The 25,217-nt window shown below is 71.1% G+C and carries 21 protein-coding genes and 1 pseudogene; 9 read left to right on the forward strand and 13 right to left on the reverse strand.

All coding sequences use genetic code 11. From position 1 onward, the window contains the following. Positions 1–51: 51 nt before the first annotated feature. A complete protein-coding gene (locus ACF1DX_RS13390; protein ID WP_391791310.1) occupies positions 52–714 on the reverse strand; it encodes a hypothetical protein in 663 nt (220 codons plus the stop codon). Positions 715–906: 192 nt separating this feature from the next. On the opposite strand from ACF1DX_RS13390, the gene ACF1DX_RS13395 reads away from it, so the two are divergent. After that, positions 907–1,446: a bacterial proteasome activator family protein gene (locus tag ACF1DX_RS13395; protein ID WP_085572900.1), complete on the forward strand. Its 540-nt coding sequence runs from the start codon at positions 907–909 to the stop codon at positions 1,444–1,446. A gap of 85 nt (positions 1,447–1,531) precedes the next feature. Here ACF1DX_RS13395 and ACF1DX_RS13400 read toward each other — a convergent pair whose 3' ends face one another. Beyond that, on the reverse strand, positions 1,532–3,172 hold the full coding sequence (locus tag ACF1DX_RS13400) for a protein kinase (RefSeq protein WP_391791311.1): 1,641 nt from the start codon (positions 3,170–3,172) through the stop codon (positions 1,532–1,534). Positions 3,173–3,520: 348 nt separating this feature from the next. Between ACF1DX_RS13400 and ACF1DX_RS13405 the strand changes: the two genes are divergently transcribed. The 4 genes from ACF1DX_RS13405 (at position 3,521) to ACF1DX_RS13420 (ending at position 9,137) form a co-directional block, all read left to right on the forward strand. After that, positions 3,521–5,167 carry a protein kinase gene (locus ACF1DX_RS13405; RefSeq protein WP_391791312.1) on the forward strand — a complete coding sequence of 549 codons (1,647 nt, stop codon included), beginning with the start codon at positions 3,521–3,523 and terminating at the stop codon, positions 5,165–5,167. Between the two features lie 380 nt (positions 5,168–5,547). After that, positions 5,548–6,753 (forward strand): pyruvate dehydrogenase (acetyl-transferring) E1 component subunit alpha, encoded by a 1,206-nt coding sequence (gene pdhA / locus ACF1DX_RS13410; RefSeq protein WP_391791313.1) that lies wholly within the window; start codon positions 5,548–5,550, stop codon positions 6,751–6,753. Position 6,754: 1 nt separating this feature from the next. After that, positions 6,755–7,732, forward strand: coding sequence for an alpha-ketoacid dehydrogenase subunit beta (locus tag ACF1DX_RS13415; RefSeq protein ID WP_391791314.1), 978 nt, complete (start codon positions 6,755–6,757; stop codon positions 7,730–7,732). A gap of 10 nt (positions 7,733–7,742) precedes the next feature. Next, entirely contained in the window at positions 7,743–9,137 is a 1,395-nt protein-coding gene (locus tag ACF1DX_RS13420) for a dihydrolipoamide acetyltransferase family protein (RefSeq protein ID WP_391791315.1), read from the forward strand. 84 nt (positions 9,138–9,221) lie between these two features. Here ACF1DX_RS13420 and ACF1DX_RS13425 read toward each other — a convergent pair. Together ACF1DX_RS13425 and ACF1DX_RS13430 are read right to left on the reverse strand one after the other, a co-directional pair. Further along, a pseudogene (locus ACF1DX_RS13425) lies at positions 9,222–9,803 on the reverse strand (DNA-binding protein); the annotation flags it as partial. Between the two features lie 271 nt (positions 9,804–10,074). Next, complete coding sequence (locus ACF1DX_RS13430; protein ID WP_391791656.1) at positions 10,075–10,923, reverse strand: D-alanyl-D-alanine carboxypeptidase family protein; 849 nt, start codon at positions 10,921–10,923, stop codon at positions 10,075–10,077. Between the two features lie 281 nt (positions 10,924–11,204). On the opposite strand from ACF1DX_RS13430, the gene ACF1DX_RS13435 reads away from it, so the two are divergent. Together ACF1DX_RS13435 and ACF1DX_RS13440 are read left to right on the forward strand one after the other, a co-directional pair. Further along, positions 11,205–11,861, forward strand: coding sequence for a GntR family transcriptional regulator (locus tag ACF1DX_RS13435; protein ID WP_391791316.1), 657 nt, complete (start codon positions 11,205–11,207; stop codon positions 11,859–11,861). Next, positions 11,858–13,150 carry a nitrate/nitrite transporter gene (locus ACF1DX_RS13440; protein ID WP_391791317.1) on the forward strand — a complete coding sequence of 431 codons (1,293 nt, stop codon included), beginning with the start codon at positions 11,858–11,860 and terminating at the stop codon, positions 13,148–13,150. The genes ACF1DX_RS13435 and ACF1DX_RS13440 overlap by 4 nt, the downstream gene beginning before the upstream one ends. A gap of 173 nt (positions 13,151–13,323) precedes the next feature. Here the strand turns inward: ACF1DX_RS13440 and ACF1DX_RS13445 are convergent, their stop codons facing one another. Further along, the gene (locus tag ACF1DX_RS13445) at positions 13,324–14,148 is read right to left on the reverse strand and encodes a maleylpyruvate isomerase family mycothiol-dependent enzyme (protein WP_391791318.1); all 825 of its coding nucleotides are present in this window, start codon (positions 14,146–14,148) and stop codon (positions 13,324–13,326) included. Positions 14,149–14,331: 183 nt separating this feature from the next. Between ACF1DX_RS13445 and ACF1DX_RS13450 the strand changes: the two genes are divergently transcribed. After that, entirely contained in the window at positions 14,332–15,135 is an 804-nt protein-coding gene (locus tag ACF1DX_RS13450) for a carbon-nitrogen family hydrolase (protein WP_391791319.1), read from the forward strand. Between the two features lie 72 nt (positions 15,136–15,207). Here ACF1DX_RS13450 and ACF1DX_RS13455 read toward each other — a convergent pair whose 3' ends face one another. The 3 genes from ACF1DX_RS13455 to ACF1DX_RS13465 all read right to left on the reverse strand — a co-directional run bounded on the left by ACF1DX_RS13455 (position 15,208) and on the right by ACF1DX_RS13465 (position 18,189). Next, positions 15,208–16,479, reverse strand: coding sequence for a GDSL-type esterase/lipase family protein (locus ACF1DX_RS13455; RefSeq protein WP_391791320.1), 1,272 nt, complete (start codon positions 16,477–16,479; stop codon positions 15,208–15,210). Between the two features lie 214 nt (positions 16,480–16,693). Then, a complete protein-coding gene (locus ACF1DX_RS13460; protein WP_391791321.1) occupies positions 16,694–17,188 on the reverse strand; it encodes an LURP-one-related/scramblase family protein in 495 nt (164 codons plus the stop codon). Next, a complete protein-coding gene (locus ACF1DX_RS13465; RefSeq protein WP_391791322.1) occupies positions 17,185–18,189 on the reverse strand; it encodes a GlxA family transcriptional regulator in 1,005 nt (334 codons plus the stop codon). The genes ACF1DX_RS13460 and ACF1DX_RS13465 overlap by 4 nt, the downstream gene beginning before the upstream one ends. A 51-nt stretch (positions 18,190–18,240) precedes the next feature. Between ACF1DX_RS13465 and ACF1DX_RS13470 the strand changes: the two genes are divergently transcribed. Then, entirely contained in the window at positions 18,241–18,633 is a 393-nt protein-coding gene (locus tag ACF1DX_RS13470; RefSeq protein ID WP_391791323.1) for a cupin domain-containing protein, read from the forward strand. Positions 18,634–18,649: 16 nt separating this feature from the next. On the opposite strand, the gene ACF1DX_RS13475 is transcribed toward ACF1DX_RS13470, so the two are convergent. The 5 genes from ACF1DX_RS13475 to ACF1DX_RS13495 all read right to left on the reverse strand — a co-directional run bounded on the left by ACF1DX_RS13475 (position 18,650) and on the right by ACF1DX_RS13495 (position 25,095). Further along, complete coding sequence (locus ACF1DX_RS13475; RefSeq protein WP_391791324.1) at positions 18,650–19,138, reverse strand: hypothetical protein; 489 nt, start codon at positions 19,136–19,138, stop codon at positions 18,650–18,652. 421 nt (positions 19,139–19,559) lie between these two features. After that, positions 19,560–21,887: a hypothetical protein gene (locus ACF1DX_RS13480; protein WP_391791325.1), complete on the reverse strand. Its 2,328-nt coding sequence runs from the start codon at positions 21,885–21,887 to the stop codon at positions 19,560–19,562. A gap of 1,130 nt (positions 21,888–23,017) precedes the next feature. Further along, the gene (locus tag ACF1DX_RS13485; RefSeq protein WP_391791326.1) at positions 23,018–23,359 is read right to left on the reverse strand and encodes a hypothetical protein; all 342 of its coding nucleotides are present in this window, start codon (positions 23,357–23,359) and stop codon (positions 23,018–23,020) included. Between the two features lie 97 nt (positions 23,360–23,456). Continuing rightward, on the reverse strand, positions 23,457–23,708 hold the full coding sequence (locus tag ACF1DX_RS13490; protein WP_085572917.1) for a DUF6458 family protein: 252 nt from the start codon (positions 23,706–23,708) through the stop codon (positions 23,457–23,459). 88 nt (positions 23,709–23,796) lie between these two features. After that, on the reverse strand, positions 23,797–25,095 hold the full coding sequence (locus tag ACF1DX_RS13495; RefSeq protein WP_391791327.1) for a M18 family aminopeptidase: 1,299 nt from the start codon (positions 25,093–25,095) through the stop codon (positions 23,797–23,799). Positions 25,096–25,217 lie beyond the last annotated feature (122 nt).

The raw sequence follows: 25,217 nt of genomic DNA on the forward strand, positions 1-25,217 counted from the left end.
GGAGTGCCGCCGCGGCCTGCCGGGAGATTCCCGGCAGGGGATTTCGCCGGCTCAGGACGCGCCGCGCCCCTGACGCATGCGCAGCGCGACGAAGGCGAGGCCGAAGCCGAGTCCGATGAGCATCAGGCCGCTGCCGAGCGGCAGGATGCGCAGTACGGGCTCGGCGGAGGAGGCGATCGCGTCCGGTTCCGCCGCCCGCGAGGTCGCGGAGGGCACGGGGACCGCCGCCTGGGACGCCGGTGTCCGCGGGGCGGTGTCGCCCGCGCCCGGCGCCCGGGACACGGCCCCGTCGTCCCCCGGCCGCGGGGGCCGCTCGCCCACCCCCTCGGCACGCCCCGGCTTCCGCGGCACGGCACCCGCGCCCCCGTCGTCCGGACCGTCCCGGTCGCCGTGCTCCCGCTCCCGCTCCCGTTCCCGCTCCCGTTCCTGCTTCCTTTCCCGCTCCCGCGGCTCCCTCTCGGCCCTCTCGTGCCGCCCCGGCCGCTCCCGGCCCTCGCCCGGCCGGCTCCCGGCCCGCGACGGCTCCCCGGAGGGCGACGACGAGGGCGACGACGAGAGGGACGACGAGGACGACGACAAGGGGGACGGGGGCGAGGGGGCGGCGCCGTACGCCACCCCCGTGCCGGGGGGCGCCACGGCAGGGCCGTACGGCACCACCGCCGTCCCCGTGACCAGAACAACCGCCGTCCCCGCTACACGCAGCCATGGAGCCACGACCGTGACCTCCCGCGCCGGCCGGTGCTCGGTCGCACCGCCGGCAAGATGGGCCGGATGGACGCCAAACAGCCTGGCATTCCAGGGTGCTCCCGGCATTCCGGATACGGCCGTCGGACGGACCCCCGCCGAACGACCCCGCTTCCGGGGGCACCGCCGAAACGGCACCCGGCCGTGCGCGACAATGGCGGCATGGAGATGCCGAGGAACGAACGATCGCCGGAGAATCCGCAGATCCTGGTCGTCGGCCAGGACGGCATGGCGCTCAGCGGCGGCGCCGGGGACGAGGACTCCCGCGAGACCCCGCTCACGGAGCAGGTCGAGCAGCCGGCGAAGGTCATGCGGATCGGCAGCATGATCAAGCAGCTGCTGGAGGAGGTGCGCGCGGCTCCCCTGGACGAGGCCAGCCGGGTCCGGCTCAAGGAGATCCACGCCAGTTCGGTGAAGGAACTGGAGGACGGCCTGGCCCCGGAGCTGGTCGAGGAGCTGGAGCGGCTCTCCCTGCCCTTCACGGACGAGAACACCCCGAGCGACGCCGAACTGCGGATCGCGCAGGCCCAGCTGGTGGGCTGGCTGGAGGGCCTGTTCCACGGGATCCAGACCACGCTCTTCGCCCAGCAGATGGCCGCGCGCGCCCAACTGGAGCAGATGCGCCGCGCCCTCCCGCCCGGCGTCGGTGACGGCTCGGAGGACCCGCACCCGGGCGGCCGCTCGGGCGGCCCGTACCTGTAGACCGCGCGACGTCCCTGTCCGAACACCGCGAAGGGGCCCGGCATCCGATGCCGGGCCCCTTCGTCACGCCTCGTCCGTCCCGGGGTCAGGACGGAGGGTTGCCCGTCGAGACCTTGAGGGTGATCTCGGGCATGTTCTCGGGGTCGACGTCCGTGCCCGCCGGCGGGAACTGCTCCCTGACGGAGCCCTCGCCGTAGGTGTTCTCATCGACCTCGATGATCTTGAAGTCTCCCCAGCCGGCGGCCTGGAAGCACTCCTTCACCGACTGGATGTACTTGAACTTGAAGTCCGGGAGCTGGATCTTGTCGGGGTCGTTGGCCGACTCGTACGGCTCCTCGCACTTCTCCTTGTCGATCTTCTTCGACGTGTCGGGTCCGCGGTAGCCCTCCGCCTTGGTCGCCGACGCCGAAGCGCCGCCTCCGCCGGCCTGCGGATCCTCGTCGCCGCCGTTCATCATCAGCGCCGCGATCAGCCCGCCGACGGCGACGAGGGAGACGACGACCGACCCGATGACCACCGACTTGTTCCGGCCACCACCCGATCTGCCCGAGCCGGACGTCTGAGGCGTGATGTTGTACGGCGGCGGGGTCCCCGGCCCCTGCCCCGGCTGCGGCGCGTACGGCGACGGGGCGGGCGTCTGGTAACCGCCCTGCTGCGGATAGCCGTACGCGGGTGACGGCGCGGACGGCGCCGGGGTGCCGTACGGGTGCGGCGCCGGCTGGTACGGCGTCTGCACGTTGCCCGCGGGTGCCTGCGGCGCCTGGCCGACCGGCGGGAACACCGCGGAACCGACGCCCGCGCCGCTCTGCGCCTGCGTGCCCGGCACGATGCTCGGCGGGGCCGGCTGGAAGGACTGCGCCACCCGCAGGCACTCCCCGCGCATGGACTCCGCGCTGGGGAAGCGCTCGTTCGGATTCTTCTTCAGCGCGCGGGTGATCAGCGCGTCCACGGCCGGCGGCAGCGAACGGTTGATCGAGGACGCGACCGGCGGCTCCTCCTGCACATGCGCGTACGCGATGGCCAGCGGCGAGTCCGCGTCGAACGGCAGCCGCCCGGTGACGAGCTGGAACAGCATGATGCCGACCGAGTACAGGTCGGAGCGGGCGTCCACGCCCCGGCCGAGCGCCTGCTCCGGGGAGAGGTACTGCGGGGTGCCGACGACCATGCCGGTCTGTGTCATCGACGTCACACCGGACTGCATGGCGCGGGCGATGCCGAAGTCCATGACCTTGACCACGCCGCGCTTGGTCATCATCACGTTGCCCGGCTTGATGTCGCGGTGGACCAGCCCCATCTCGTGGCTGATCTCCAGGGCCGCCAGGACGTCCGCGGTGATCTTCAGCGCCTTGTCGGCGGGCATCGCGCCCTGCTGCCGTACGTCCTCGTCGAGCACGGAGCCGAGCGGGCGGCCCTCGACGTACTCCATGACGATGTACGGCGTCGTCATGCCGTCGACGTCGTCCTCGCCCGTGTCGAAGACCGAGACGATGTTGGTGTGCGTGAGCTTCGCCACGGACTGGGCCTCGCGGCGGAAGCGCTCGCGGAAGGCCTGCTCCCGGCCCAGTTCCGTGTGCAACGTCTTGATGGCGACCTGGCGGTCGAGCACGCTGTCGTAGGCGAGGTGGACCGAGGCCATGCCACCCTGGCCGAGCAGGTCCCGCAGTTGGTAGCGTCCGCCGGCGAGCGCCCGCCCCGCGTTGTGGCCCTGTGCGCCGTGCTGGCTCATGTTCCGCTTCCCCCGTAGCCTCTCCGGCGCCGCCGTACCGGTGGCCGATCCGCCGTAGATCCCATGCTCTATTCCCGGCCAAGTCTGCCCCAGGCCACTGACACGTCAAGCGCGGTGCCCGTTCCGTGACCGTACGCGAAGGAAGCGTCGCGGAAGCGTTACAGCGGTCGTACTACCGGTACACGGGATTTGCACGACAGTACGGAGTACGGGTTTCATGGCCGGTCCGTCTCGTGCCGGTCCTGGGAGCCCGTCCCGGACCGGGGGCACGCGCTGAGGCTGTAGCGTGGCCGACGAAGACCGTAACAACACCGCGCGCACCGCGGGCAGAAACGACGGCGAGGACTGATGGCACAGCAGCAGCGCGCTCAGGGCCCGTCCGACCCCGAGGCGACTGGCGGCGGCATCTCGGACGCGCCGGACAACTGGGGCAACGGCGGGCTCGTCGGCGACGGCCGGTACCGGCTGACCCACCGGCTCGGCCGGGGCGGCATGGCCGAGGTGTTCGCCGCCGAGGACGTACGTCTCGGCCGCACGGTCGCCGTCAAGCTGCTGCGCGCCGACCTCGCCGAGGACCCCGTGTCCAAGGCGCGCTTCACGCGCGAGGCGCAGTCGGTGGCCGGTCTCAACCACCACGCCATCGTCGCCGTCTACGACTCCGGCGAGGACGTCGTCGGCGGCCAGTCGGTGCCGTACATCGTGATGGAACTGGTCGAGGGCCGCACCATCCGCGACCTGCTGATGAACGCCGAGGCCCCGGGCCCCGAGCAGGCGCTGATCATCGTCTCCGGTGTCCTGGAGGCGCTCGCCTACTCGCACCAGCACGGCATCGTGCACCGCGACATCAAGCCGGCCAACGTCATCATCACCCACAACGGTGCCGTGAAGGTGATGGACTTCGGCATCGCCCGCGCGCTGCACGGCGCGTCCACGACGATGACCCAGACCGGCATGGTCATGGGCACCCCGCAGTACCTCTCCCCGGAGCAGGCGCTCGGCAAGGCCGTCGACTACCGGTCCGACCTGTACGCCACCGGCTGCCTGCTGTACGAACTGCTGGCGCTGCGGCCCCCCTTCACGGGCGAGACGCCGCTGTCGGTGGTCTACCAGCACGTCCAGGACATCCCCACGCCCCCGTCGGAGGCCTCGGACGCCTGCCCGCCGGAGCTGGACGGCATGGTCATGCGCGCCCTCGCCAAGGAGCCCGACGACCGTTTCCAGACGGCCGAGGAGATGCGCGGGCTGATCCAGTACGCGCTGCAGATGCTCTACGAGCAGGGCGGTCACACCGGCACCTGGAACACCGGTCCGGTGGAGATGCACGAGGGTCCGCGCACCCCGGCGGCCGGCTTCGCGGGCACGACCGCGATGCCGCACCCGGACGTCTCCGGTACGGCGGCGATCCCGCAGCCGATCCTGCCCGCCGGGTACGGCAGTGGGTACGGCGGCGACGACGGCGGCTTCGAGGGCCACGGCAACAAGGGCAGCGGCCGCGGCAAGCTGTGGGTCCTCGCGGTGCTCGCGGTGATCGCCGTCGCGGCGGGTGTGGCGCTGGCGCTGAACAACGGCGGCGGTGGGGGCGGGGGCAAGACCGACCAGTCTCCGTCCGTGACGCAGAGCACCGGGGACGAGAAGGCCAGCGAGAGCCCGAGCGACGAGGCGACCGAGGAGACGACCGACCCCGGCACGGAGACCGAGACCGACCCGGGCTCGGGATCGGGCGGGAACTGGGAGGAGCCGTACACGCCGTCCCAGGAGCCGACGTACACGGAGACCGAGAGCGAGGCGCCGAGCATCCCGCCGACGTCCGCGCAGCCGACCCAGACGGGTGGCACCGGGGACGGCGGCACCGGAGACGGTGGTACGGGAGACGGTGGTACCGGGGACGGCGGCACCGGTGACGGTGGCACGGAGAACGGTGGCACGGAGAACGGCGGCACGGACACGGGCGGCGAGAACGCCGGCACGGGCAGCATCGAAGGCGTGACCGGCTGACCCCGGCCGGCTCCGGCCGTACCGGGCGCACCCCCGCCCACCCCGCGCGGCGTACCACTTCCGGCCGCGAAACTCGACCCTTCCCGAGTCCGGGGTGGCCGGGATAACGTGCCGTTGCTCCGGCCTCCTGCGAGGCTGTGACCAGCACACCTTCGGCGCCTTCCCCGATTTACTTGGAAATCCAAGCAAAATCGCAGGTCAGAGGGGTTTCACAGAGATGTGGAGCACTGGGTAACGTGCCTCTTGCAGGGCGCTCGCCGGGGCACCTGTCACGCCTGTTCCCGGCCGAGTGGCACCCACCCCGTGCCCGGTGGTCGAGAACAGGTGAGCCGCACTGGCCCACCGGCAACCCCGGGGGTCGGACCGACGGAGGAGCACACGTGACCGTGGAGAGCACTGCCGCGCGCACATCGCGACGCAGCGCCGGAACAAAGGCCGGCACCACCGGCACCAAGCGCACCACCAGCACCACCAAGAAGGCCACCGGCGCCGGGAAGAGCGCCGAGCCCGCCCTCGTCCAGTTGCTGACGCCCGAGGGCAAGCGCGTCAAGAACGCCGAGTTCGACGGTTACGTCGACGGCATCACCGCCGACGACCTGCGCGGTCTCTACCGCGACATGGTGCTCACCCGCCGCTTCGACGCCGAGGCCACCGCGCTCCAGCGCCAGGGCGAGCTGGGCCTGTGGGCCTCGCTGCTCGGGCAGGAGGCGGCGCAGATCGGCTCCGGCCGGGCGCTGCGCGACGACGACTACGTCTTCCCCACCTACCGTGAGCACGGTGTCGCGTGGTGCCGCGGGGTGGACCCGACCAATCTCCTCGGCATGTTCCGCGGCGTGAACAACGGCGGCTGGGACCCGAACGGCAACAACTTCCACCTGTACACGATCGTCATCGGCTCGCAGGCCCTGCACGCCACGGGCTACGCGATGGGCGTCACCAAGGACGGCGCGGACAGCGCGGTCATCGCCTACTTCGGCGACGGCGCGTCCAGCCAGGGCGACGTGGCCGAGGCCTTCACCTTCTCCGCGGTCTACAACGCCCCGGTGGTGTTCTTCTGCCAGAACAACCAGTGGGCGATCTCCGAGCCGACCGAGAAGCAGTCCCGCGTGCCGCTGTACCAGCGCGCGCAGGGCTTCGGCTTCCCGGGCGTCCGCGTGGACGGCAACGACGTGCTGGCGAACCTGGCCGTCACCAAGTGGGCCCTGGAGCGGGCCCGCGCGGGTGAGGGCCCGACGCTGGTCGAGGCGTTCACGTACCGCATGGGCGCGCACACCACCTCCGACGACCCGACCCGCTACCGCGGCGACGAGGAGCGCCTGGCCTGGGAGGCCAAGGACCCGATCCTGCGCCTTCGCCGCTACCTCGAAGCCTCAAACCACGCGGACGAGGGATTCTTCGCGGAACTGGAGACCGAGAGCGAGGCGTTGGGCAAACGAGTGCGCGAAGCGGTCCGTGCCATGCCGGACCCGGACCACTTCGCCATCTTCGAGAACGTGTACGCGGACGGACACGCGCTCGTGGACGAGGAGCGTGCGCAGTTCGCGGCGTACCAGGCGTCGTTCGCGGACGCGGACGGGGGTAAGTGACATGACGGAGAAGATGGCCCTGGCCAAGGCGATCAACGAGTCGCTGCGGCACGCCCTGGACGCGGACCCCAAGGTCGTCGTCATGGGTGAGGACGTCGGCAAGCTCGGCGGCGTCTTCCGGGTGACGGACGGCCTGCAGAAGGACTTCGGCGAGAGCCGTGTCATCGACACCCCGCTCGCCGAGTCGGGCATCGTCGGCACGGCGATCGGGCTGGCCCTGCGCGGCTACCGCCCGGTGGTGGAGATCCAGTTCGACGGCTTCGTCTTCCCGGCGTACGACCAGATCGTCACGCAGCTCGCGAAGATGCACGCCCGCTCGCTGGGCAAGGTCAAGCTCCCCGTCGTCGTGCGCATCCCCTACGGCGGCGGCATCGGCGCCGTGGAGCACCACTCGGAGTCCCCCGAGTCGCTGTTCGCGCACGTGGCCGGCCTGAAGATCGTGTCGCCGTCGAACGCGTCGGACGCGTACTGGATGATGCAGCAGGCCGTCCAGAGCGACGACCCGGTGATCTTCTTCGAGCCCAAGCGGCGCTACTGGGACAAGGGCGAGGTCGACACCGAGGCGATCCCGGGCCCGCTGCACACCGCGCGCGTGGTGCGCGAGGGCACGGACCTGACGCTCGTGGCGTACGGCCCGATGGTGAAGCTCTGCCAGGAGGCCGCGGACGCGGCGGCCGAGGAGGGCCGCTCCCTGGAGGTGCTGGACCTGCGCTCGGTCTCCCCGATTGACTTCGACTCCATCCAGGCGTCGGTGGAGAAGACGCGCCGCCTGGTCGTGGTCCACGAGGCACCGGTGTTCTTCGGCTCCGGCGCGGAGATCGCCGCGCGGATCACGGAGCGCTCCTTCTACCACCTGGAGGCCCCGGTGCTGCGGGTGGGCGGCTACCACGCCCCGTACCCGCCGGCCCGCCTGGAGGAGTCCTACCTCCCGGACCTGGACCGGGTGCTCGACGCCGTCGACCGCTCGCTGGCGTACTGAGGAGAGGGTCGTGACGACGATGACGAACGCGTCCGTACGCGAGTTCAAGATGCCGGACGTGGGCGAGGGCCTCACCGAGGCCGAGATCCTCAAGTGGTACGTCCAGCCCGGTGACACGGTCACCGACGGCCAGGTGGTCTGCGAGGTCGAGACGGCGAAGGCGGCCGTCGAACTGCCCATCCCCTACGACGGCGTGGTCCGCGCGCTGCACTTCCCCGAGGGCACCACGGTCGACGTGGGCACGTCCATCATCGCGGTGGACGTGGCGGGCGGCGCGGCGCCGGTGGAGGAGGCACCCGCCCCCGCTCCCGCCGAGGAGCCCGCGACGCCCGAGGAGCAGCCGGCGGCCCGTCAGCCGGTCCTGGTCGGCTACGGCGTGGCGACGTCCTCGACGCGCCGCCGCCCCCGCAAGGCGCCGGCCCCGGACACCGCCGTCCAGCAGGCGGCGGCAGCGGTCCAGCAGGAGCTGAACGGCCACAGCGCCCCCGCCGTCTCCCAGGAGCGCCCGCTGGCGAAGCCCCCGGTGCGCAAGCTGGCGAAGGACCTGGGCGTCGACCTGACGACGGTCACCCCGACCGGCCCGGACGGCATCATCACCCGCGAGGACGTCCACGCGGCGGTGGCGCCTCCGGCTCCGCGGGAGACCGCCCCGGCCGCCGCCGCACCGGCTGCCGCACCCGCGGCCCCGGTGTCGTACGACACCGCCCGCGAGACCCGTATCCCGGTCAAGGGGGTCCGCAAGGCCACGGCGGCGGCGATGGTCGGCTCGGCGTTCACGGCGCCGCACGTCACGGAGTTCGTGACGGTGGACGTGACGCGGACGATGAAGCTGGTCGAGGAGCTGAAGCAGGACAAGGAGTTCACGGGTCTGCGCGTGAACCCCCTCCTGCTGATCGCCAAGGCGCTGCTGGTCGCGATCAAGCGGAACCCCGACATCAACGCCTCCTGGGACGAGGCGGCCCAGGAGATCGTGGTCAAGCACTACGTCAACCTGGGCATCGCGGCGGCCACCCCGCGCGGCCTGATCGTGCCGAACATCAAGGACGCCCACGCCAAGACGCTGCCGCAACTGGCCGAGTCCCTGGGGGAACTGGTGTCCACGGCCCGTGAGGGCAAGACCTCCCCGTCCGCCATGCAGGCGGGCACGGTCACGATCACCAACGTCGGCGTCTTCGGCGTCGACACGGGCACGCCGATCCTCAACCCCGGCGAGTCCGCGATCCTCGCGGTCGGTGCGATCAAGCCCCAGCCGTGGGTCCACAAGGGCAAGGTGAAGCCCCGCCAGGTCACCACCCTGGCGCTCTCCTTCGACCACCGCCTGGTCGACGGCGAGCTGGGCTCCAAGGTCCTGGCCGACGTGGCGGCGATCCTGGAGCAGCCGAAGCGGCTGATCAGCTGGGCCTGACGCCCGCGAACCGCTAGGTTCATGAGACAGGAGGGGCGCCGCAAGTCCGGATTGCGGCGCCCCTCCTGCTGTGTGCCGGCCGGCCTATGAGAGCACGTACACCGGTGCCCCGTCCTCGGCCCCGCCCTGCGAGCGGATGCAGGCGTGCTTGCGCAGCAGCCGGAGACAGTCGTTGACGCGTCGGACGGAGAGCCCCGTACGGGCGGCGATCGACTCCAGCGGCTCGCACAGCTCACCCTGCTCGACGAGCACCGGCGCGATCACCACGGCCACCGCCCATACGTCCTCGGTCACGGACAGCCGCTGCCGCCAGTCGGCCAGCACCGACTCGGTGGTGGGCCGCGCGGTGAGGAGGGACGTGGGCGTCCGACGTTCGAGGACGAGGGTGTCGAACCGGTCCGTGATGCGTTCCACCGCCCGGACCATGGCCTGCTGCACGGCGAGGGTGGCCTGCTGGGTGACCAGTAATTCCCTCTGCAGGGTCACCGTCTCCTTCTGCAAAGCGATCGATTCGCGCTGCCCGGCGGCCAGTTTCTCGTCCAACCGAAGGTTGTGCGTCTCCAGCCGGACGATGGCCTCGGCGACCTGCTCCGGCACGGCGTAGGCGATGGGGGCGCCGGGTTCGGGTGACTGCACCTCGGCCTCGTCGAGAGAGTACGAACCCTCGCCCAGCCAGTTCGATGATGTTCACGACTGCGAGCGAACGTGAATGGAAGCTGCTGTGTCGGCTTATGACGACGTGTATGGCGAGTGCCCGGGGCGGGCGGGATCGGCGGCGCGACGACATTTCTCAGCACCGCTCCCACCTGCGCAAACGCCGAGACCGTGACTTCCGGTCACGGTCTCGGACATTTCTCGTAGCCCCGTGCCGAAGGCCGTGCGAGGCATGCGGAAGGGGCCCACCCGTGCGGGTGGGCCCCTTCCCGGTTCGGTGGTGTCAGATCTTGCCGAAGCCGTAGCCCAGGAGCTTCTTCGCGTCCTTCTCGCGCTGGGTGGCGGAGGAGGAGGCGAGGACCGTGCCGATGACCGTCTTGCCGTTCCGGGTCGCGGCGAAGACCAGGCAGTACTTGGCCTCCGGGCCCGAGCCGGTCTTCACGCCGATCGTGCCGCTGTAGCTGCTGAGCAGCGTGTTCGTGTTGGTCCACGGCGCCATCGTGCGGGTGCTGCCCGTCTTCGTCGTCGTCTTCGCCGTGTACTTCTTCGTCTTCACGATCGAGCGGAACGTGGAGCTCTTCATCGCGCTGCTCGCGATCTTCGTCAGATCGCGCGGCGTCGAGTAGTTGCTGCCGTTCCCGATGCCGTCGAAGGAGTCGAAGTGGGTGTTCTTCAGGCCCAGCTTCTTCGCCTCGGAGTTCATCTTGCCGATGAACGACTTCACGCGGGCCGCACGCGTCGTGCCCGAGCCGAACTTGTCCGCCAGCGCGTACGCCGCGTCGCAGCCGGACGGCAGCATCAGCCCGTACAGGAGCTGGCGCACGGTGACCTTGTCACCGACGATCAGCCGCGCCGACGAGGCGTTGTTCCGCACGATGTAGTCGCTGTACGCCTTCTGGATCGTGACCTTGGTGTCGAGGTTCAGGTTCTTCTGCGCCAGCACCACCTTCGCGGTCATGATCTTCGTCGTCGAGCCGGTCGAACGACGTGTGTCCGCCGCCTTCGTGTACAGGGACTTGCCGTTCGCGTTGTTCATCACGAAGCCGCCCTTGGCGACGATGGACGGCGCGGCGGCGGCCTGCGCGGGCGCGGCGTAGAGAGCCCCGGAGGCGAGCAGGGCGCCGGTGGTCATGGCGACGCCGACGGCTCTGCGGACACGGAAGCCCTGAATGTCGATCTTCAAGTCGAATACCCCGATTACCTGGAATGGCCTTACCCTGCGGCCAAGTTGAGGCGCGGCCCATGAAGGGGCCGCGTCTGTCTGACTCGTGACGTGTGCGGATGGTTGTGCGTGGATCGGGGACCACTTCCGACTTCTCCGGGTCCGCGTCCGGGCCCGCATCGAAGCCCGTACCGGAGTCCGCATCGTGGATGGATTCTTCCGTGCGTGCGTGTTGTATCTATCCTGTCCGCATGACCAGCATGGCCCCTGTGAAGCAACCCCCCGCCGCCGACCGCGTCTACACCCACGTCAAGCAGGGCGTACTGGACCGCCGCTACGAGGGCGGGACACTGCTCACCGAAGGCGAACTGGCCGAGGCCGTGGGGGTCTCGCGGACCCCCGTGCGCGAGGCGCTGCTGCGGCTGGAGGCCGAAGGGCTGCTCAAGCTCTACCCGAAGAAGGGCGCCCTCGTCCTGCCCGTCTCCGCGCAGGAGATCGCCGACGTCGTCGAGACCCGGCTGCTCGTCGAGGAGCACGCCGCCAGGAAGGCCGTACCCGCGCCGCCCGGTCTCATCGAGCGGCTGGAGGAGCTGCTCGCCCGGCAGAAGGAGCAGGCCGCGGCCGGTGACTTCGCCGCGGCGTCCGTCACCGACCGCTGTTTCCACGCCGAGATCGTCCGCAGTGGCGGCAACGAGATCCTCTCCCGCCTCTACGACCAGCTCCGCGACCGCCAGCTCCGGATGGGCGTCGCCGTGATGCACTCCCACCCCGACCGGATCGCCAAGACCCTCGCCGAGCACGGGGAGATCCTCCAGGCGCTGCGCTCCGGCGACGCGGAGGCGGCCGTCGAGGTCGTCCACCGGCACGTCGGCTGGTTCTCCCACCTGGCCCGGGGCGAGGTGCGATGAGCGGCACGCTGCCCGGGGATCCTCCCGGCGGACGGCGCGCCCTCGCCGTGTGGGGGATCGGCGTCTCGGTCTACTTCGTCGCCGTCATCTTCCGTACGTCGCTGGGTGTGGCCGGTCTCGACGCCGCCGACCGCTTCGACGTGGGCGCCTCCGCCCTGTCCACCTTCTCCATCCTCCAGTTGCTGGTCTACGCGGGCATGCAGATACCCGTCGGACTGCTGGTCGACCGGCTCGGCACCAAGAAGGTGCTGGGCATCGGCGTGGTGCTGTTCACGGCCGGGCAGCTCGGCTTCGCGTTCTCCCCGTCGTACGGCATGGCGCTCACCTCGCGGGCCCTGCTCGGCTGTGGTGACGCGATGACGTTCATCAGCGTGCTGCGGCTGGGCACCCGGTGGTTCCCGGCCCGGCGCGGGCCGCTGATCGCGCAGATGGCGGGGCTGGCCGGAATGGCCGGGAACCTCGTCTCCACGCTGGTCCTCGCACGGCTGCTGCACGGCGTCGGCTGGACGGCGGCGTTCGCGGGGAGCGCGGTGGCCGGTGCCGTGGTGTTCGTGCTGCTCCTGTTCTTCCTCAAGGACCATCCCGAGGGGTACGAACCGGAGCCGGTGCCGCACCAGGGGGCCGCTTATGTACGCCGTCAGATCGCCGCCTCCTGGCGGGAGCCGGGGACGCGGCTGGGGCTGTGGGTGCACTTCACGACCCAGTTCCCGGCGATGGTGTTCCTGCTCCTGTGGGGGATGCCGTTCCTGGTGGAGGCGCAGGGGCTGTCGCGGGCGGCCGCCGGTGAGCTGCTGACTCTCGTCGTGCTGTCCAATATGGCCTTCGGGCTCGTCTACGGCCAGATCATCGCCCGGCATCACGGGGCGCGGCTGCCGCTGGCGCTGGGGACGGTGGCGGCGACGGCGGTGCTGTGGGCCGCGACCCTGGTCTGGCCGGCGGACACGGCGCCGATGTGGCTGCTGGTGGTGCTGTGCGTGGTGCTGGGGGCCTGCGGGCCGGCGTCGATGATCGGGTTCGACTTCGCTCGGCCGGCGAATCCGGCCGAGCGGCAGGGGACGGCGTCGGGGATCACGAACATGGGGGGCTTCGTGGCCTCCATGACGACGTTGTTCGCGGTCGGAGTGCTGCTGGACGCGACGGGGGACGACTACGGCGTCGCCTTCTCGTCCGTGTTCGTGCTGCAGGTGTTGGGTGTCACCCAGATTCTGCGGTTGCGGAGGCGGGCGGTGCGCAGGGAGCGGGAGCGGTTGGTCGCGAGCCGGGTGAGTTCGGTGCACGTGCCTGTGTGACGGTGCAGGTGCCTGTGTAGGTGCCCGGTGTCGTTGCTGGGCGGGGGTGGGTCGCGCGGCCCGGCGCTTGCAGGGTGCCGTCGCGCCCACCCGTGCCGCCCTGCGGCACGATTGCCCGCGGATTGCGGATTGCGGATTGCGGATCGCGGATCGCGGATCGCGCGGACGCGCGGTTACGGGGTGACTGCGAAGTACCTCAGGATTGCCGCCGCCAGGTCCGGGTCGCCTTCCGTCTTCACCCGGTCCGTCACCGCTTCCGCCGTCACCCGGCCGCAGGCCAGGCGGACGTAGGTCTCCCAGTCGAGGGCGAGGGAGGCGGCCGGGCCGAGGGCCGGGGCCGTCTCCAGGGTGCCCCGGCCCTGGATGTCGACGCGGATGGTGCGCAGGAACTCCACCGGACCGTGGACGTCGATGACCACGGCCGAGCTGCGCGGCGCCTGCGCCAGCTCGGCGACCACGCGCGGCAGCTCGGCGAGCAGCACGTCCCGGGCGATGTACGCGCCGGGGGAGTCGAGGTTGCCGGGGCGGCCGAGGGCCGTGCGCAGGTCCTGCTCGTGCGCCCACACGGCGAAGGCGTGCCGGCGCATGGACTCCTCCAGCGTCAGCTCCGTGCCGAGCGGGCCGCGCACCGTGGTGCCGGGCGCGCGGTTCTCGTTCCGCAGCTGGCGGTTGCGGCGGATGATCATGAGTTCCAGCTCGGAGGTCATCTCCGGCGCCGTGTGGTGGCGGCGCACGTCGACCTGCATCTCCATGTACCGCTGGTGGTCGTTGGTGACGTGGAACAGGTCGCGCGGCAGGGTGTGGATGGGGCGGGGGTCGCCGTACATCTCGGAGTCCAGGCCGATGACGTGCGAGACGATGTCGCGGACCGACCAGCCCGGGCACGGCGTCCGCCGGTTCCAGTCGGCCTCCGGGAGCGGCTGCACCAGCTCGGATATCGCCTCGATGGAGTGGGTCCAGGCGTCGGCGTAGGGCTGGAGGGTGGGATGCAGGCTCACGGAAACGGGACCCCTCGGCGGTCGGTACACGGGCAGGTTGTGGCGGCGGTGCCAGTGGGCGGTGGCTGCACTCGGCGGGTGTCTCGGGACGCTAAGTTACGCTGCTGTGAGGCACCCCGGCAGTGCTTTCGTGTGACGATCGTAGGCCCGTGTGCGCGGGTCGAATGCCAGGACGGTGGTAGTGTGCGCGCTTCCTTGCTCCAAGTCGCCGTGAACGAGGACGAATCGGTCGAATCGCGTCGGCTGCGGGTCGCCGGGACGGTACGGGATCAGGCCGAGGCCGATCTCGTCGTGTTGCCGGAGCTGTGGACCACGGGCGCGTTCGCGTACGAGCGGTTCGCCGACGAGGCGGAACCCCTCGAAGGGCCGACCTTCGAGGCGATGGCCAAGGCCGCGAGCGACGCGGGCGTGTGGCTGCACGCGGGCTCGATCCCCGAGCGTGCCCCTGACGGCACCCTCTACAACACCTCCCTCGTCTTCTCCCCCTCCGGCGACCTGGCCGCCTCCTACCGCAAGATCCACCGCTTCGGCTTCGACAAGGGCGAGGCCGTGCTGATGGGGGCGGGCGACGCGCTGGTGACCGTCCGTCTGCCGCACACCGTCGTCGGTGTGGCGACCTGCTACGACCTCCGTTTCCCCGAACTCTTCCGCGGTCTCGTCGACGCCGGTGCCGAGACCCTCGTCGTCCCGGCGGGCTGGCCGGAGCGCCGCCGGTCCCACTGGACGCTCCTGGCCCGGGCACGGGCGGTGGAGAACCAGGCGTTCGTCCTCGCGTGTGGAACGGCCGGGACCCACGCGGGGGTTCCCCAGGCGGGTCACTCGATCGTGGTGGATCCGTGGGGCGAGGTCCTGGCCGAGGCGGGCCCCGGCGAACAGGTCCTCACGGTCGACTTCGACCCGGCCACGGTGGCGGGCACCCGCGACCGCTTCCCGGCCCTCAAGGACCGCGTCCTGGGCCTGGCCGCTCCCCGGCCCGTCACCGGATAGGCCGCCCCGCCGTAGAAGGCCCGGGGCGGGGCGGTCGCCCGGAGACGTGCCGGTCACCTGGAGACGTGCCGGTCAGCGCCGGGCCGAGGACAGCAGCATGCGCAGCGGGACGGTCCTCGCCTCGGCCTCGTGGCCCGCCTTGTTGACGTGGATCCCGTCGCCGACGTCGTACGCCCCGTTGATGCTGTTGGGGTTCACCGGGTCCAGGATGGCGTGGTCGAAGTCGACGACGCCGTCGCACTCACCGCCGCAGCCGCCCTCGTCGCCCACGTACGCGCCGACGTCCCAGCGGTAGCGGTTCATCTGATCGGTGTAGATCGGGCGCGGGGTGCTCGGCACGACGTACACCGCGATGCCCGCCTCGTGGAGCCGTGCGAAGACGTCCTTGTAGCTCTCGATGATCTGGTCCGACGTGCACCCGTTCTGCAGGTCGTTGGTGCCGTAGAAGTAGATCACCCCGGTCACGCCGTGCAGTGCCAGGACGTCGCGCCGCAGGCGCGGTCCGGCTTCGAGTCCGGCGACCGGCGCGGGGGCGTCCGGGCAGCCGGCCGCGCTGTGGGTGCCGTTGATGCCGGCGTTGGCCACGGCGAGCTGTTGGCGCGCGGGCAGTTCCTCGGTGATGCGGCGGGCCAGGACGTCCGTCCAGCGGCTGTTGTCGCCGTTCCCGTCGCACCCGGGACCGCAGTCGGTGCTGCCCGCGCCGTCCACCACGGAGCTTCCGTACGCGACGATCGTGCCGCGCAGCCGCGGGTTGCGGACGTCCACCGCGCTCACCAGGTAGGTGGACCCCACCGTCCTCGTGTACGCCGCCGCGTCCGTGTCGGCGACGTGGTCACCGCTGCCGGGCTCGGTGAGGTAGTTGTCGCGGTACGCCGCACTGTGCTCGCCGGGGCGCACGCTGCCGGGCACGTGGAGGCTCACCGCGAGGTCGCTCTGCGGTGCCGTCGTGAGGGTGACCGGATCGCTCCACACGTCGCCGCCGACCGGCACCGTGACGGACGCACGGCCGTGGAAGGTGAGGGGCCGGACGGTGCCGGCGCGGACCGCGGCGCTCTTCCCGTCGTCGCTCAGGGCGACCGTGCCGCGCCCGATCCTCAGCGGCTCGGTGCCGAACTCGTTCTGGATACGCACCCGTACGGCGTTCCCGCCCTGGCTCAGGCGGGCGATCGACCGCACCGACTGGTCGTCCAGGGTGGTCTGCGCGAGCCGCTGCTGGGAGCCGGCCCAGACGGTGTGCCAGCCGGAGTGCGCTGGAGTGCCGCTCGCCCGGGACGGGCCGGAGGAGGCCGCCGGCATGGCCGGTGCCGCGCCGACCAGCGTCGAGAGCAACGCCGTCACGGCCATCAGCACCACCGTCCGCGCGCCGCCGCGCCCACCCTTTCCCGTTCCACGTCCACCCGTCCCCGTTCCACGTCCGCCCATTCCGCGTCCGCCGCGTATTCCGCCGGTCGTCATCCGTCCGCCCTTCTGTCGTGGCACTGCGCGGTCATCTGCGATGAATGCCCAGAAGGAGGGCCCGCCGCACCACGGCGGCACCAGCGGCCCCCGTCTTCCCCCGCTACCCCTCCCGTTCCTTTTCCGCCAGATGGATCACGCACACCGCCACCGCGATCAGCAGCGCCGGGTCCGCGTCCTCGCGCACGACGTCGACGGCGTAGGTGTCCCGTACGGTCAGCAGCCGCCGGGAGACCACGGCGAGCAGCTCGCCGTCGTACTCGACGGCGAACTCCCGGTCGAGGATCCGGCCGCTGACGTCCAGCTCGGTGTCACCGTCCGCCAGGGCGACCCGGTAGTGGTTGCGCAGCAGCGACAGCCGCTTGCGCCGGACCGTCGCCAGCGGTTCGCCGCCGCGCTCGATCACCATCGTGTCCCGCAGGGCGAACATCTTCTGCCGGATGTCGATGAGGACGCGCCCCTCGGTGTCCTTCAGCTCGAAGGTGTCCCGCAGCCGCATCGCCTTGCCGTCGACGAGGAAGACCTTGTTCCCGTGGTCGTCCTCGATCCAGTAGTCGTCCCCGATCCCGAGGATCCGGTCCCGCACAAGGAATCTCATGGCACGAGGGCTTCCCCGTCGGGTGTTCCGAAACGCCGCCGGTAGGCCGACGGGCTGAGTCCCGTCTCGCGCCGCAGCCGCGCCCGCAGGTTCGCCGCCGTCCCCAGGCCGCTGCGCGCAGCCACCACGCCCAGCCGCCGCTCCCCCCGCTCGATGAGCCGGCACGCCAGTGCCACGCGCTCACCGGTCAGCCACGCGAGCGGCGTCGTGCCGAGCTGCGCGCGGAACCGCCGGTGCAGGGTGGCCGGGCTCACCGCCGCCCGCGCCGCCAGGTCCGCCACCGTCAGCGGTTCGCCCAGCCGTGCCTGCGCCCACGCCAGCAACGGCCCCAACGACTCGTCCGGCACGGCCGGAACCGGCCGTTCCACGAACTGCCGCTGCCCGCCGTCCCGATGTGCGGCGAACACCAGGCGCCGGGAGACCGCGTTGGCGGTCTCGGCCCCGTGGTCCCGGCGCCACAGGTGCAGCCCCAGGTCCAGGGCGGCCGAGCTGCCCGCGGCGGTGAGGACGTCCCCGTCGTCCACGAACAGCACGTCCGGTTCCAGCAGCACCTTCGGGTGCAGCTCCCGGAAGGCGTCCACCCACATCCAGTGCGTCGCGGCGCGGCGCCCGTCGAGCAGACCCGCCTCGGCGAGGGCGAAAGTGCCGGTGCAGAAGCTGACGAGACGGGCGCCCCGCGCGTGGGTGCGCCGGATCGCGTCGAGGACCGCCTCTCCGCGCGGTACGACGTTGTCCGGCCGCCCGGGCACGACGAGGGTGTCGGCGTCGTCCACGGCGTCCAGTCCGGCCACCCCGGTCATCGTGAAGAAGCCGTGGTTCATGGGCACCTCCGGCGTGGGCGTGCACAACGTCACCCGGTAGGGCGCGTACGGCATCCCCAGTTCGGGGCGGGGCAGTCCGAACAGCTCGGTGGCCACGCCGACCTCGAACGGGTTGGTGCCCTCGTCGACGATCACGGCGACGCGGTGGGTTCCCGGAGACTGAGAGGATTCTTGCGGCATGCGCGATTTCTAGCACTGGCCCGGTGCCGACGCATCGGCGACGCTGACGGCATGGCACAGGAACCCGTCTCCCTCGACCGCGCCCTCGCCTCCTTCACGGAGCGGTGGAGCCCCCGCATCGTCACCGCCGTCAACGACTACGACGTACGCGTCGCCAAGGTGGAGGGCGAGCACGTCTGGCACGTGCACGACCATACTGACGAGTTCTTCCTCGTCCTCGACGGCGAACTGCACATCTTGCTGCGCGAGCCGGCCGGCGAGCGCACGGTCGTCCTCCCGAAGGGCTCCGTGTTCACGGTCCCCCGCGGCACCGAGCACAAGCCGCACGCCCCCGTCCCCACCGCCATCCTCCTCTTCGAGCCCACCGGCACCCTCACCACCGGCGACCGCCACGACGAGGTCCCGGCCCACGTGGACACGACGACGGGGCATGCGCTCGGCTGACCGGCGGTGCGGGGTGTCAGCCGCCGACCTGGTGTTCCACGCGGTGGCGGATGTACGCGTCCGGATGGGACCGGGCGATCCTCACCGCCGCGTCCACCAGGTCGTGCAGCTCCGGCGGATGGGCCGACTTCCACAGGGGCAGTCCGGGAAGGAGACAACGCCGGACGTCCAGGTGCTCGTTGCTCACGAACTCACGCAGCGCGGCCTCCCGCCACTCGGCCGGGATGTCCGCGTCCTCATCGGGTTCCGCCCGCTCGGCGGCATCGGGGTCCTCCGCACGTACGAGAGGCATCCGCGCGGGCAAGGCCGACCAGTACCAGGCCCGCGCGGCACCCGCCCGCTCGGCATTCGTGCCCGTTCGCAGGCAGTCGAGCAGCGCGGCCTGGACGCGGCGCTGCCCGAACGCGTTCAGCGCCGGTTCGACGAACTGACGGTTGAAGCTCGGATCGGGATCGTGGACGGCCGCCTCGATCAGCACGTCGAAAGCATCCTCGGACAGGTTCACGCCTCGGTGGCAGGCTTCACGCAACGCGGTCCGGACGCGGCGCTCCCAAGTCCATCGGTCAGAGGGATCCGGCACCGGGGGGACATCCAGCCCGAGGAGCCGGACCACGTCCGTCAGACGCCTGGAGAACGCTTCCCACTGGTCCTCCGTGCGTCCCGGCAGCGCCTGGAACTCCCGCGCCGTTCCGTCCTCGGTGGTCCCGTTCCCGTTCGCGGTCACCCGTCGCCCCCTTGCCCGTGCCGCACGCGTACGATCCCGGCCCTCGTACTACGGCCGGCAGGTCCGAAGTATGAACGATGCCGTCCTCACGTTCCCACCCTGCCGACGCGTCCGTGTCCGCGCCCGCGCCCGCGCCAGAGTCTCCGGGTCGACCGGCAAGGGCTGCTGGTCCTCATGCGCATGGGCGAGGCACGGCGGGAGCTCATGCCCCCACTTCCTCCGGATCCTCCTCGTCCTCCGGCACCGTCTCTTCCCGGGTGGCCCTCCGGCGCAGGTTCTCCACGTCCGTCTGCAGGCCGATGAGCAGAGTGTGGAGCTCGTCCAGGACGCTCACCGGGACGATGGGGGTGTGGTTGCCGACCTCTGGTTCGAGGAGGAGCAGCCGGTCGAGGGAGTCCCGGGCGCCCGTGATGCTCTGCCGCAGGACCAGCCGGTGTTCGGCGGCGCGCTGGCTGGCGGGGCGGTGCGCCGCGTGCGGTCCGTTCGGGTCCGGGGACGGGGCGCTCGTACCGGGGTCCGTGTCGTCGTGGGCCCCGCCCGGCGTACTCCCGTCTGCCTCCGCGGAACCACTTCCGGCGGCCTCCGGCGCCGAGCCGGTCACCGGGCCCGACGGGCGCGGAACGAGGGGTGTCTTCGGGGGGTGCGCCTTGAGGGCGCGTTCCGGGTTTGAGGCCCAGACGACATCCCACTGGTACAGCGTCACGGGCACCCCGTCGGCATCACGCTCGATCCGGTCGGGGCTGTCCAGGTCGACCTTGAAGTGCACGTACGGCGTGCCGGGATCGCCCTCCGTCTTCTGCTTGTGGATGAGCTGGCGCATCGTCACGGCGTTCTCCGGCAGGGCGTCGCTGCGGAACCGGTTCGCGGCCAGCGCGAGGGTCCACAGTCCCAGCTCGTTGTGCTGCTGGGACAGGTCCTCGACGACCTGGTTGACGTCGGCGCGGAACGGAACGCCGCCCTTCTCCTTGGCGGCCATGAGGGCCGAACCGACGTTCCGGGTGAGGAGCTTGTCGGCGATCAGCGCCACGCCTCCGGCCACGGCCAGGGTGCAGCGCGCGTCGGTGTCACCGGCCAGGGCGGGCTTCACCAGGCTCGTGAAGTCGTCCGTGGGGCACGGCTCCCACTCCTGGATGACGTCGGAGGTCAGGACACCGCCGTTGTTCCAGGCGTTGCGCGCCTGGGTGGTGACGTGCTTCTTGTGCGAGCGCCACGGCAGGTCGATCAGCGGACCGAGCAGTTCCGCGAATCCCTTCAGGCCCATGCGCTTGCCCCCCTTGATGGCCTTGGCCTGGTCTTTCAAGGGCTCCAGCAGCTCCGGTCGGGTCAGGGCGTGCACCAGGTAGACGCTGCGCCACAGGGCGGTGCCGGGAGGCTCGGAGCCTGCGTCGCCGGCGAACACCCTCGGCAGCTCCTCCACGGGGATGCGGCCGACGGCCAGACCGTAGACGGTCTGGAGATCGTCCTTGGGCACCAGGGAGTCACCGAGCTGGATCACGCGCTTGAGGGCACGCGTGGCGACCTCGACGTTCTGGGCGGCCGTGTCCCACTGTTTGAACTCGACGTGCACCGAGGCCAGTACGGAGCGGATCGCGTCGTCGAAGATGTCCTCGGCGGCCAGCAGGTGCCCGGGGTGCCCCTCCGCTCCGACGGCGATCTGGGCCGGGAGAACAGAGGTCTGGGCGATCTGGGCGGTGCGCGTCCCGGGCTGCTGCTCGGCGATGCCCCGGTCGAACTCCTCCCGGAGTGTCCGGCGCCACTTCTCCCGGCTTGCGGCAAGGCGCTGCCCGAACGGGCTGCCGCCCTGCGCCGCCGTTACGGCGATGTTCTTGCCGAAAAGGGAGTCCACCGCGAGCTCGGCGGTCTCCGCCGCGTCCGCGTCCGGCCCGGCGAGGACGGACCAGGCGCTCGCGAGCCGGGTGATGCCGTCCCGTACGACGAGGGCGTGAAAGGACTCGGTGCCGTCCTCGAAGGTGATCTCGACGGGGTGTGCGATGAGGTTGCGGGTGACCTTACGGGCCAGGATGGAGGGTGCGTAGCTGTTGAGCGACAGCGTGCCGTGGATGGTCTGCCACACGTGGTTCCGCAGGTGGGTGGGGTCCTGGTACCGGTAGCGCACGATGGCGCAGGGGTGGTCGGCATCCGTGATCCCCTGGACTTGGGGGTCCGGGATCTCCATGACCTCCATCCCGGTGCGGGGCTGGATGCCAGGGAGCATCTCGCTGAGGTGGACGCGGGTGACGACCGAGCGCAGGGTCGCGCCGTCGACATTCTCCGCCATCAGCAGTCCGGCGGGCTCGGCAGCGGTGGGCCGTAGCTGCACCGCGACGCCGTCGGGGCTGGTCGTGGCGCGGGCGACGGCCTGCCAGGCGGCTTCCGGCAGCAGCGTCATCGGATTGGCCCGGCCCGCCTCGACCACCTTCGTGAGGTCCGCGTCCGCGGTCGCGACCGGCAGCTCGGGCTCGACGTTGGACACCAGTACGGATTCGGAACCCCACTGCACGTTGAAGGAGCGGGGGGCGTGAACGGGCATGGGCAAGACCTCCGGATACGGGAACGGACAGGGCAGGCCGGCGAGGCCAGGGACGGGAAGTGACAGGGGTGGACCGCACAGGCCCACCGCCTGGAGGAAACTCCGGCGCCGGACAGCCGGGGCCGACGCCGGAGTCTCCTCCGGCGTCGGCCCGATGCCCGGCCGGTGACGCTCGTCGAACGCGGCGGGCGTCAGATCCGGAGGGGGCGCAGGGCACCCGGGAGCAGCTCGGAAAACCACTCCCACAGGAACCGGCGGTTGTGGGACCGGGCGTGGTGCTGGTACGCGCAGTACGCGACGAACTCGGCGGCCTCCAGCAGGCCGTCCGCTGCGGCCAGGGCATACGGCGAGCCCTGGAGCAGGTCCGGGGCTGCCGGGGCCGGGCGGGGGGGTGAGCTCGTACCAGTGGGTGACGCTCGTGTGGGCGCGGATGAGCACCAGGGCGGCCGAGCCGTCCTTGCGGTGGCGGGACGACAGCCCTTCGAGGAGGGCCGCGGTCGTCGCGGCGGTACTCATCCCGGCTCCGAGGGCGGTGCCGACCGTGGTCCCGGGCAACCGGGCGATGACCTTCAGCCCGCGCCGCAGGACATGCCGGTAACCCCACTGCTCGGCCCGGCTCGGACCGCGCTGGACCGACGTGAGGCGCGGTCTGCCCTGTCCGGCCGCGAGTTTCCTCGCGCGGAGCGTGTCACCGCGTCTGACGTTCAGCGCGGGGTCCGCGTACAGCTCCTCGCGGAACTCGTCCCAGGTGCTGACCGGGTCCTTCGACTCCAGAGCCTCGTACGACATCTGGAGCCAACCGGCGACGGCCATGTCCGGGCCGCCGGACAGGGCGACGACATAGACGCTTCGGGGTAGGTTATTCGCTTTCGTGAATGTATGGGGTATGTGATCCGTCCCGTCGCCGGCGGCGGGGGCGACAGAGTGCTTCTCGGAAGCGTTCAAGGCTCAACTCCATTGCGTGGCAAAGGATGTCGGGGAGCCTCCGCTGCAACGGCGGTGCTCGCGCGTTGCAGGCGCCTCGCTTCGCGCGCCGATAAAACTACTGATCCGAGGGGGCCTCACCAAGTTGATTCCGACATCTGACCGAACTCCGATTCATATCGGTCAGAAACGATCCAGTCCGGGTGTCAGGGGGTCAACTGGGTGCGCACTTCGGGGTAGTTTTCGAAAAGCCAGGGGAGCGGGTTCTGGCCGAGTCTGTCGAGGGCGGCGAGGGCCGTCGCGACGGCCACGGTCTGGCCGAGAGCGCTGTCCTTCTTGATCACGAATACGAGCGCGTTCTCGGACGTAGGCAGCCGCTGGGGCAGCGTGATGAGCCCGAGCTTGCCGAGCTCCTTCGCGATCTCCTCGCAGAGCTCGGCGCTCAGCCGCTGCCGCTCCGGCGCCGCGTACTTCTTGATGAAGCGCATCGAGAGCCGCTTGATGCCGTCATCTACTTCTACAGCGTGCGCGATAACGGTGAAGTCCATAACTCAGTACATTACTGAGTTACTTGCTGAGATGGCTGGGTGTTTCCTTGAAAACCTTCCTGGGTGGGACGGCCGGGGTGTGCGGGCCGCCGTGGCCCTACACCCCGTACCCGTCGCTGTACCCGTCGCGGGTGCGCGGGCGGGTGGTGTCGTCGACGACCGGCGTGGTGGGCGGTACCACGACCCGCCTGCGCCGGGCGATGCTGCTGAAGGTCGCGACGCCGATCAGACCGACGATCATGAAGATGACGCCGACCAGGTCAAGGTTGACACCCTGCATGTCCCAGTCGGTCGCGAACGTGAGGATTGCTCCCACGGCGATGAGGATGATGCATCCGCCGAGGCCCATGAGTGTCGCCTCCCTGTCCGGTGTTTCCGGTGTGGACCGGGTACCCGGGCGGGCGGCACCCATGCGCCGTCGGCGGCACGGCAGTTGACTAGCCGTCGAGGAACGCCGTCAACGCGTTCGCGAGCAGGAAGGGGTCCTGCGCGCCGCACAGTTCGCGGGCGCTGTGCATCGACAGGATCGCCACGCCGATGTCGACGGTCCGGATGCCGTGCCGGGCCGCGGTGATCGGGCCGATGGTGGTGCCGCACGGCATCGCGTTGTTGGAGACGAAGGACTGGAAGGGGACGCCCGCCTTCTCGCAGGCCGCCGCGAAAACCGCCCGTCCGGAACCGTCCGTGGCGTAGCGGTTGTTGACGTTCACCTTGAGGATGGGGCCGCCGTCGACGCGCGGGTGGTGCGTCGGGTCGTGCCGCTCCGCGTAGTTGGGGTGGACGGCGTGACCGGTGTCGGAGGAGAGGCAGACGCTGCCGGCGAAGGCCCGGGCCCGGTCCTCGTACGATCCTCCGCGCGCGAACACCGAACGCTCCAGGACGCCGCCGAGCAGCGGGCCGTCCGCGCCGGTGTCGGACTGGGAGCCGTTCTCCTCGTGGTCGAAGGCGGCGAGGACGGGGATGTGGGAGAGGCCGGAGCCCCGGCCCGCCACGGCGGCGAGCGCGGCCGTGCCGGCGTGTACCGAGAGCAGGTTGTCCATGCGCGGGCCGGCCACCAGCTCGCGGTCGCGGCCCAGGTAGGCGGGCGCTTCGACGGAGTGCACCATCAGGTCCCAGCCGGTGACCTCGCCGGAGGCGAGCCCGGCGGTCTCCTCCAGGAAGGCGATCAGGTCGCCGTCGCGCACGTCGTCGCCCATGCCCCACACCGGCTGCATGTGCCGCTGCTTGTCGAGCTTGAGGCCGTCGGCGTTGACCGAGCGGTCCAGGTGGATGGCGAGCTGGGGGACCCGCAGCAGGGGGCGGTCGACGTTGACCAGCCGGGTGGAACCGTCGCGCAGGGAGAGCCGGCCGGCCAGGCCCAGGTCGCGGTCGAGCCAGGAGTTGAGCAGCGGCCCGCCGTAGATCTCCACGGCGACCTGGCGCCAGCCGTGCGCCCCGCTGTCGGGCCGGGGCTTGACGCGCAGGTTGGGGGAGTCGGTGTGGGCGCCGACGATCCGGAAGGGGGTGTGCGCGTCCGCGCCCTCGGGGACGTACCAGGCGATGATCGCACCGCCGCGCAGCACGTACTTGCCGCCTGCCGACCCGTCCCAGGCGTCCGTCTCCGCTACCTGCCGGAAGCCCGCCTTCTCCAGCCGCTCGGCGGCGTTCACCACGGCGTGGTACGGCGTGGGGCTCGCCGCCAGGAAGGACATCAGGTCGTCGGTGTGGCCGCGGTCGAAGCGGGAGGGTGCGCTCATGGGTTCACCTTAACGAGGACGAAGGCCCGCTTCCCGGTGCGGGAGCGGGCCCTCGGGCGGGGTCCGGCTGGATCTCGTGGGGTCTGTCCGGGGAGGTCCGGGAGGGTCCCGGGAGGTCCCGG

The sequence above is a fragment of the Streptomyces sp. NPDC014676 genome, from assembly GCF_043084105.1.
Taxonomy (GTDB): Bacteria; Actinomycetota; Actinomycetes; order Streptomycetales; family Streptomycetaceae; genus Streptomyces.

What these genes read in the sequence shown, in the direction of transcription:
- ACF1DX_RS13465 (WP_391791322.1), bottom strand. Translation starts at nt 18,189, where the DNA reads ATGCCGCAAGAATCCTCTCAGTCTCCGGGAACCCACCGCGTCGCCGTG.
- ACF1DX_RS13405 (WP_391791312.1), top strand. Translation starts at nt 3,521, where the DNA reads ATGGCACAGCAGCAGCGCGCTCAGGGCCCGTCCGACCCCGAGGCGACT.
- ACF1DX_RS13455 (WP_391791320.1), bottom strand. Translation starts at nt 16,479, where the DNA reads ATGGCCGTGACGGCGTTGCTCTCGACGCTGGTCGGCGCGGCACCGGCC.
- ACF1DX_RS13440 (WP_391791317.1), top strand. Translation starts at nt 11,858, where the DNA reads ATGAGCGGCACGCTGCCCGGGGATCCTCCCGGCGGACGGCGCGCCCTC.
- ACF1DX_RS13490 (WP_085572917.1), bottom strand. Translation starts at nt 23,708, where the DNA reads ATGGGCCTCGGCGGATGCATCATCCTCATCGCCGTGGGAGCAATCCTC.
- ACF1DX_RS13400 (WP_391791311.1), bottom strand. Translation starts at nt 3,172, where the DNA reads ATGAGCCAGCACGGCGCACAGGGCCACAACGCGGGGCGGGCGCTCGCC.
- ACF1DX_RS13485 (WP_391791326.1), bottom strand. Translation starts at nt 23,359, where the DNA reads ATGGACTTCACCGTTATCGCGCACGCTGTAGAAGTAGATGACGGCATC.
- ACF1DX_RS13435 (WP_391791316.1), top strand. Translation starts at nt 11,205, where the DNA reads ATGACCAGCATGGCCCCTGTGAAGCAACCCCCCGCCGCCGACCGCGTC.
- ACF1DX_RS13415 (WP_391791314.1), top strand. Translation starts at nt 6,755, where the DNA reads ATGACGGAGAAGATGGCCCTGGCCAAGGCGATCAACGAGTCGCTGCGG.
- ACF1DX_RS13395 (WP_085572900.1), top strand. Translation starts at nt 907, where the DNA reads ATGGAGATGCCGAGGAACGAACGATCGCCGGAGAATCCGCAGATCCTG.
- ACF1DX_RS13480 (WP_391791325.1), bottom strand. Translation starts at nt 21,887, where the DNA reads ATGCCCGTTCACGCCCCCCGCTCCTTCAACGTGCAGTGGGGTTCCGAA.
- ACF1DX_RS13470 (WP_391791323.1), top strand. Translation starts at nt 18,241, where the DNA reads ATGGCACAGGAACCCGTCTCCCTCGACCGCGCCCTCGCCTCCTTCACG.
- ACF1DX_RS13460 (WP_391791321.1), bottom strand. Translation starts at nt 17,188, where the DNA reads ATGAGATTCCTTGTGCGGGACCGGATCCTCGGGATCGGGGACGACTAC.
- ACF1DX_RS13430 (WP_391791656.1), bottom strand. Translation starts at nt 10,923, where the DNA reads ATGACCACCGGCGCCCTGCTCGCCTCCGGGGCTCTCTACGCCGCGCCC.
- ACF1DX_RS13495 (WP_391791327.1), bottom strand. Translation starts at nt 25,095, where the DNA reads ATGAGCGCACCCTCCCGCTTCGACCGCGGCCACACCGACGACCTGATG.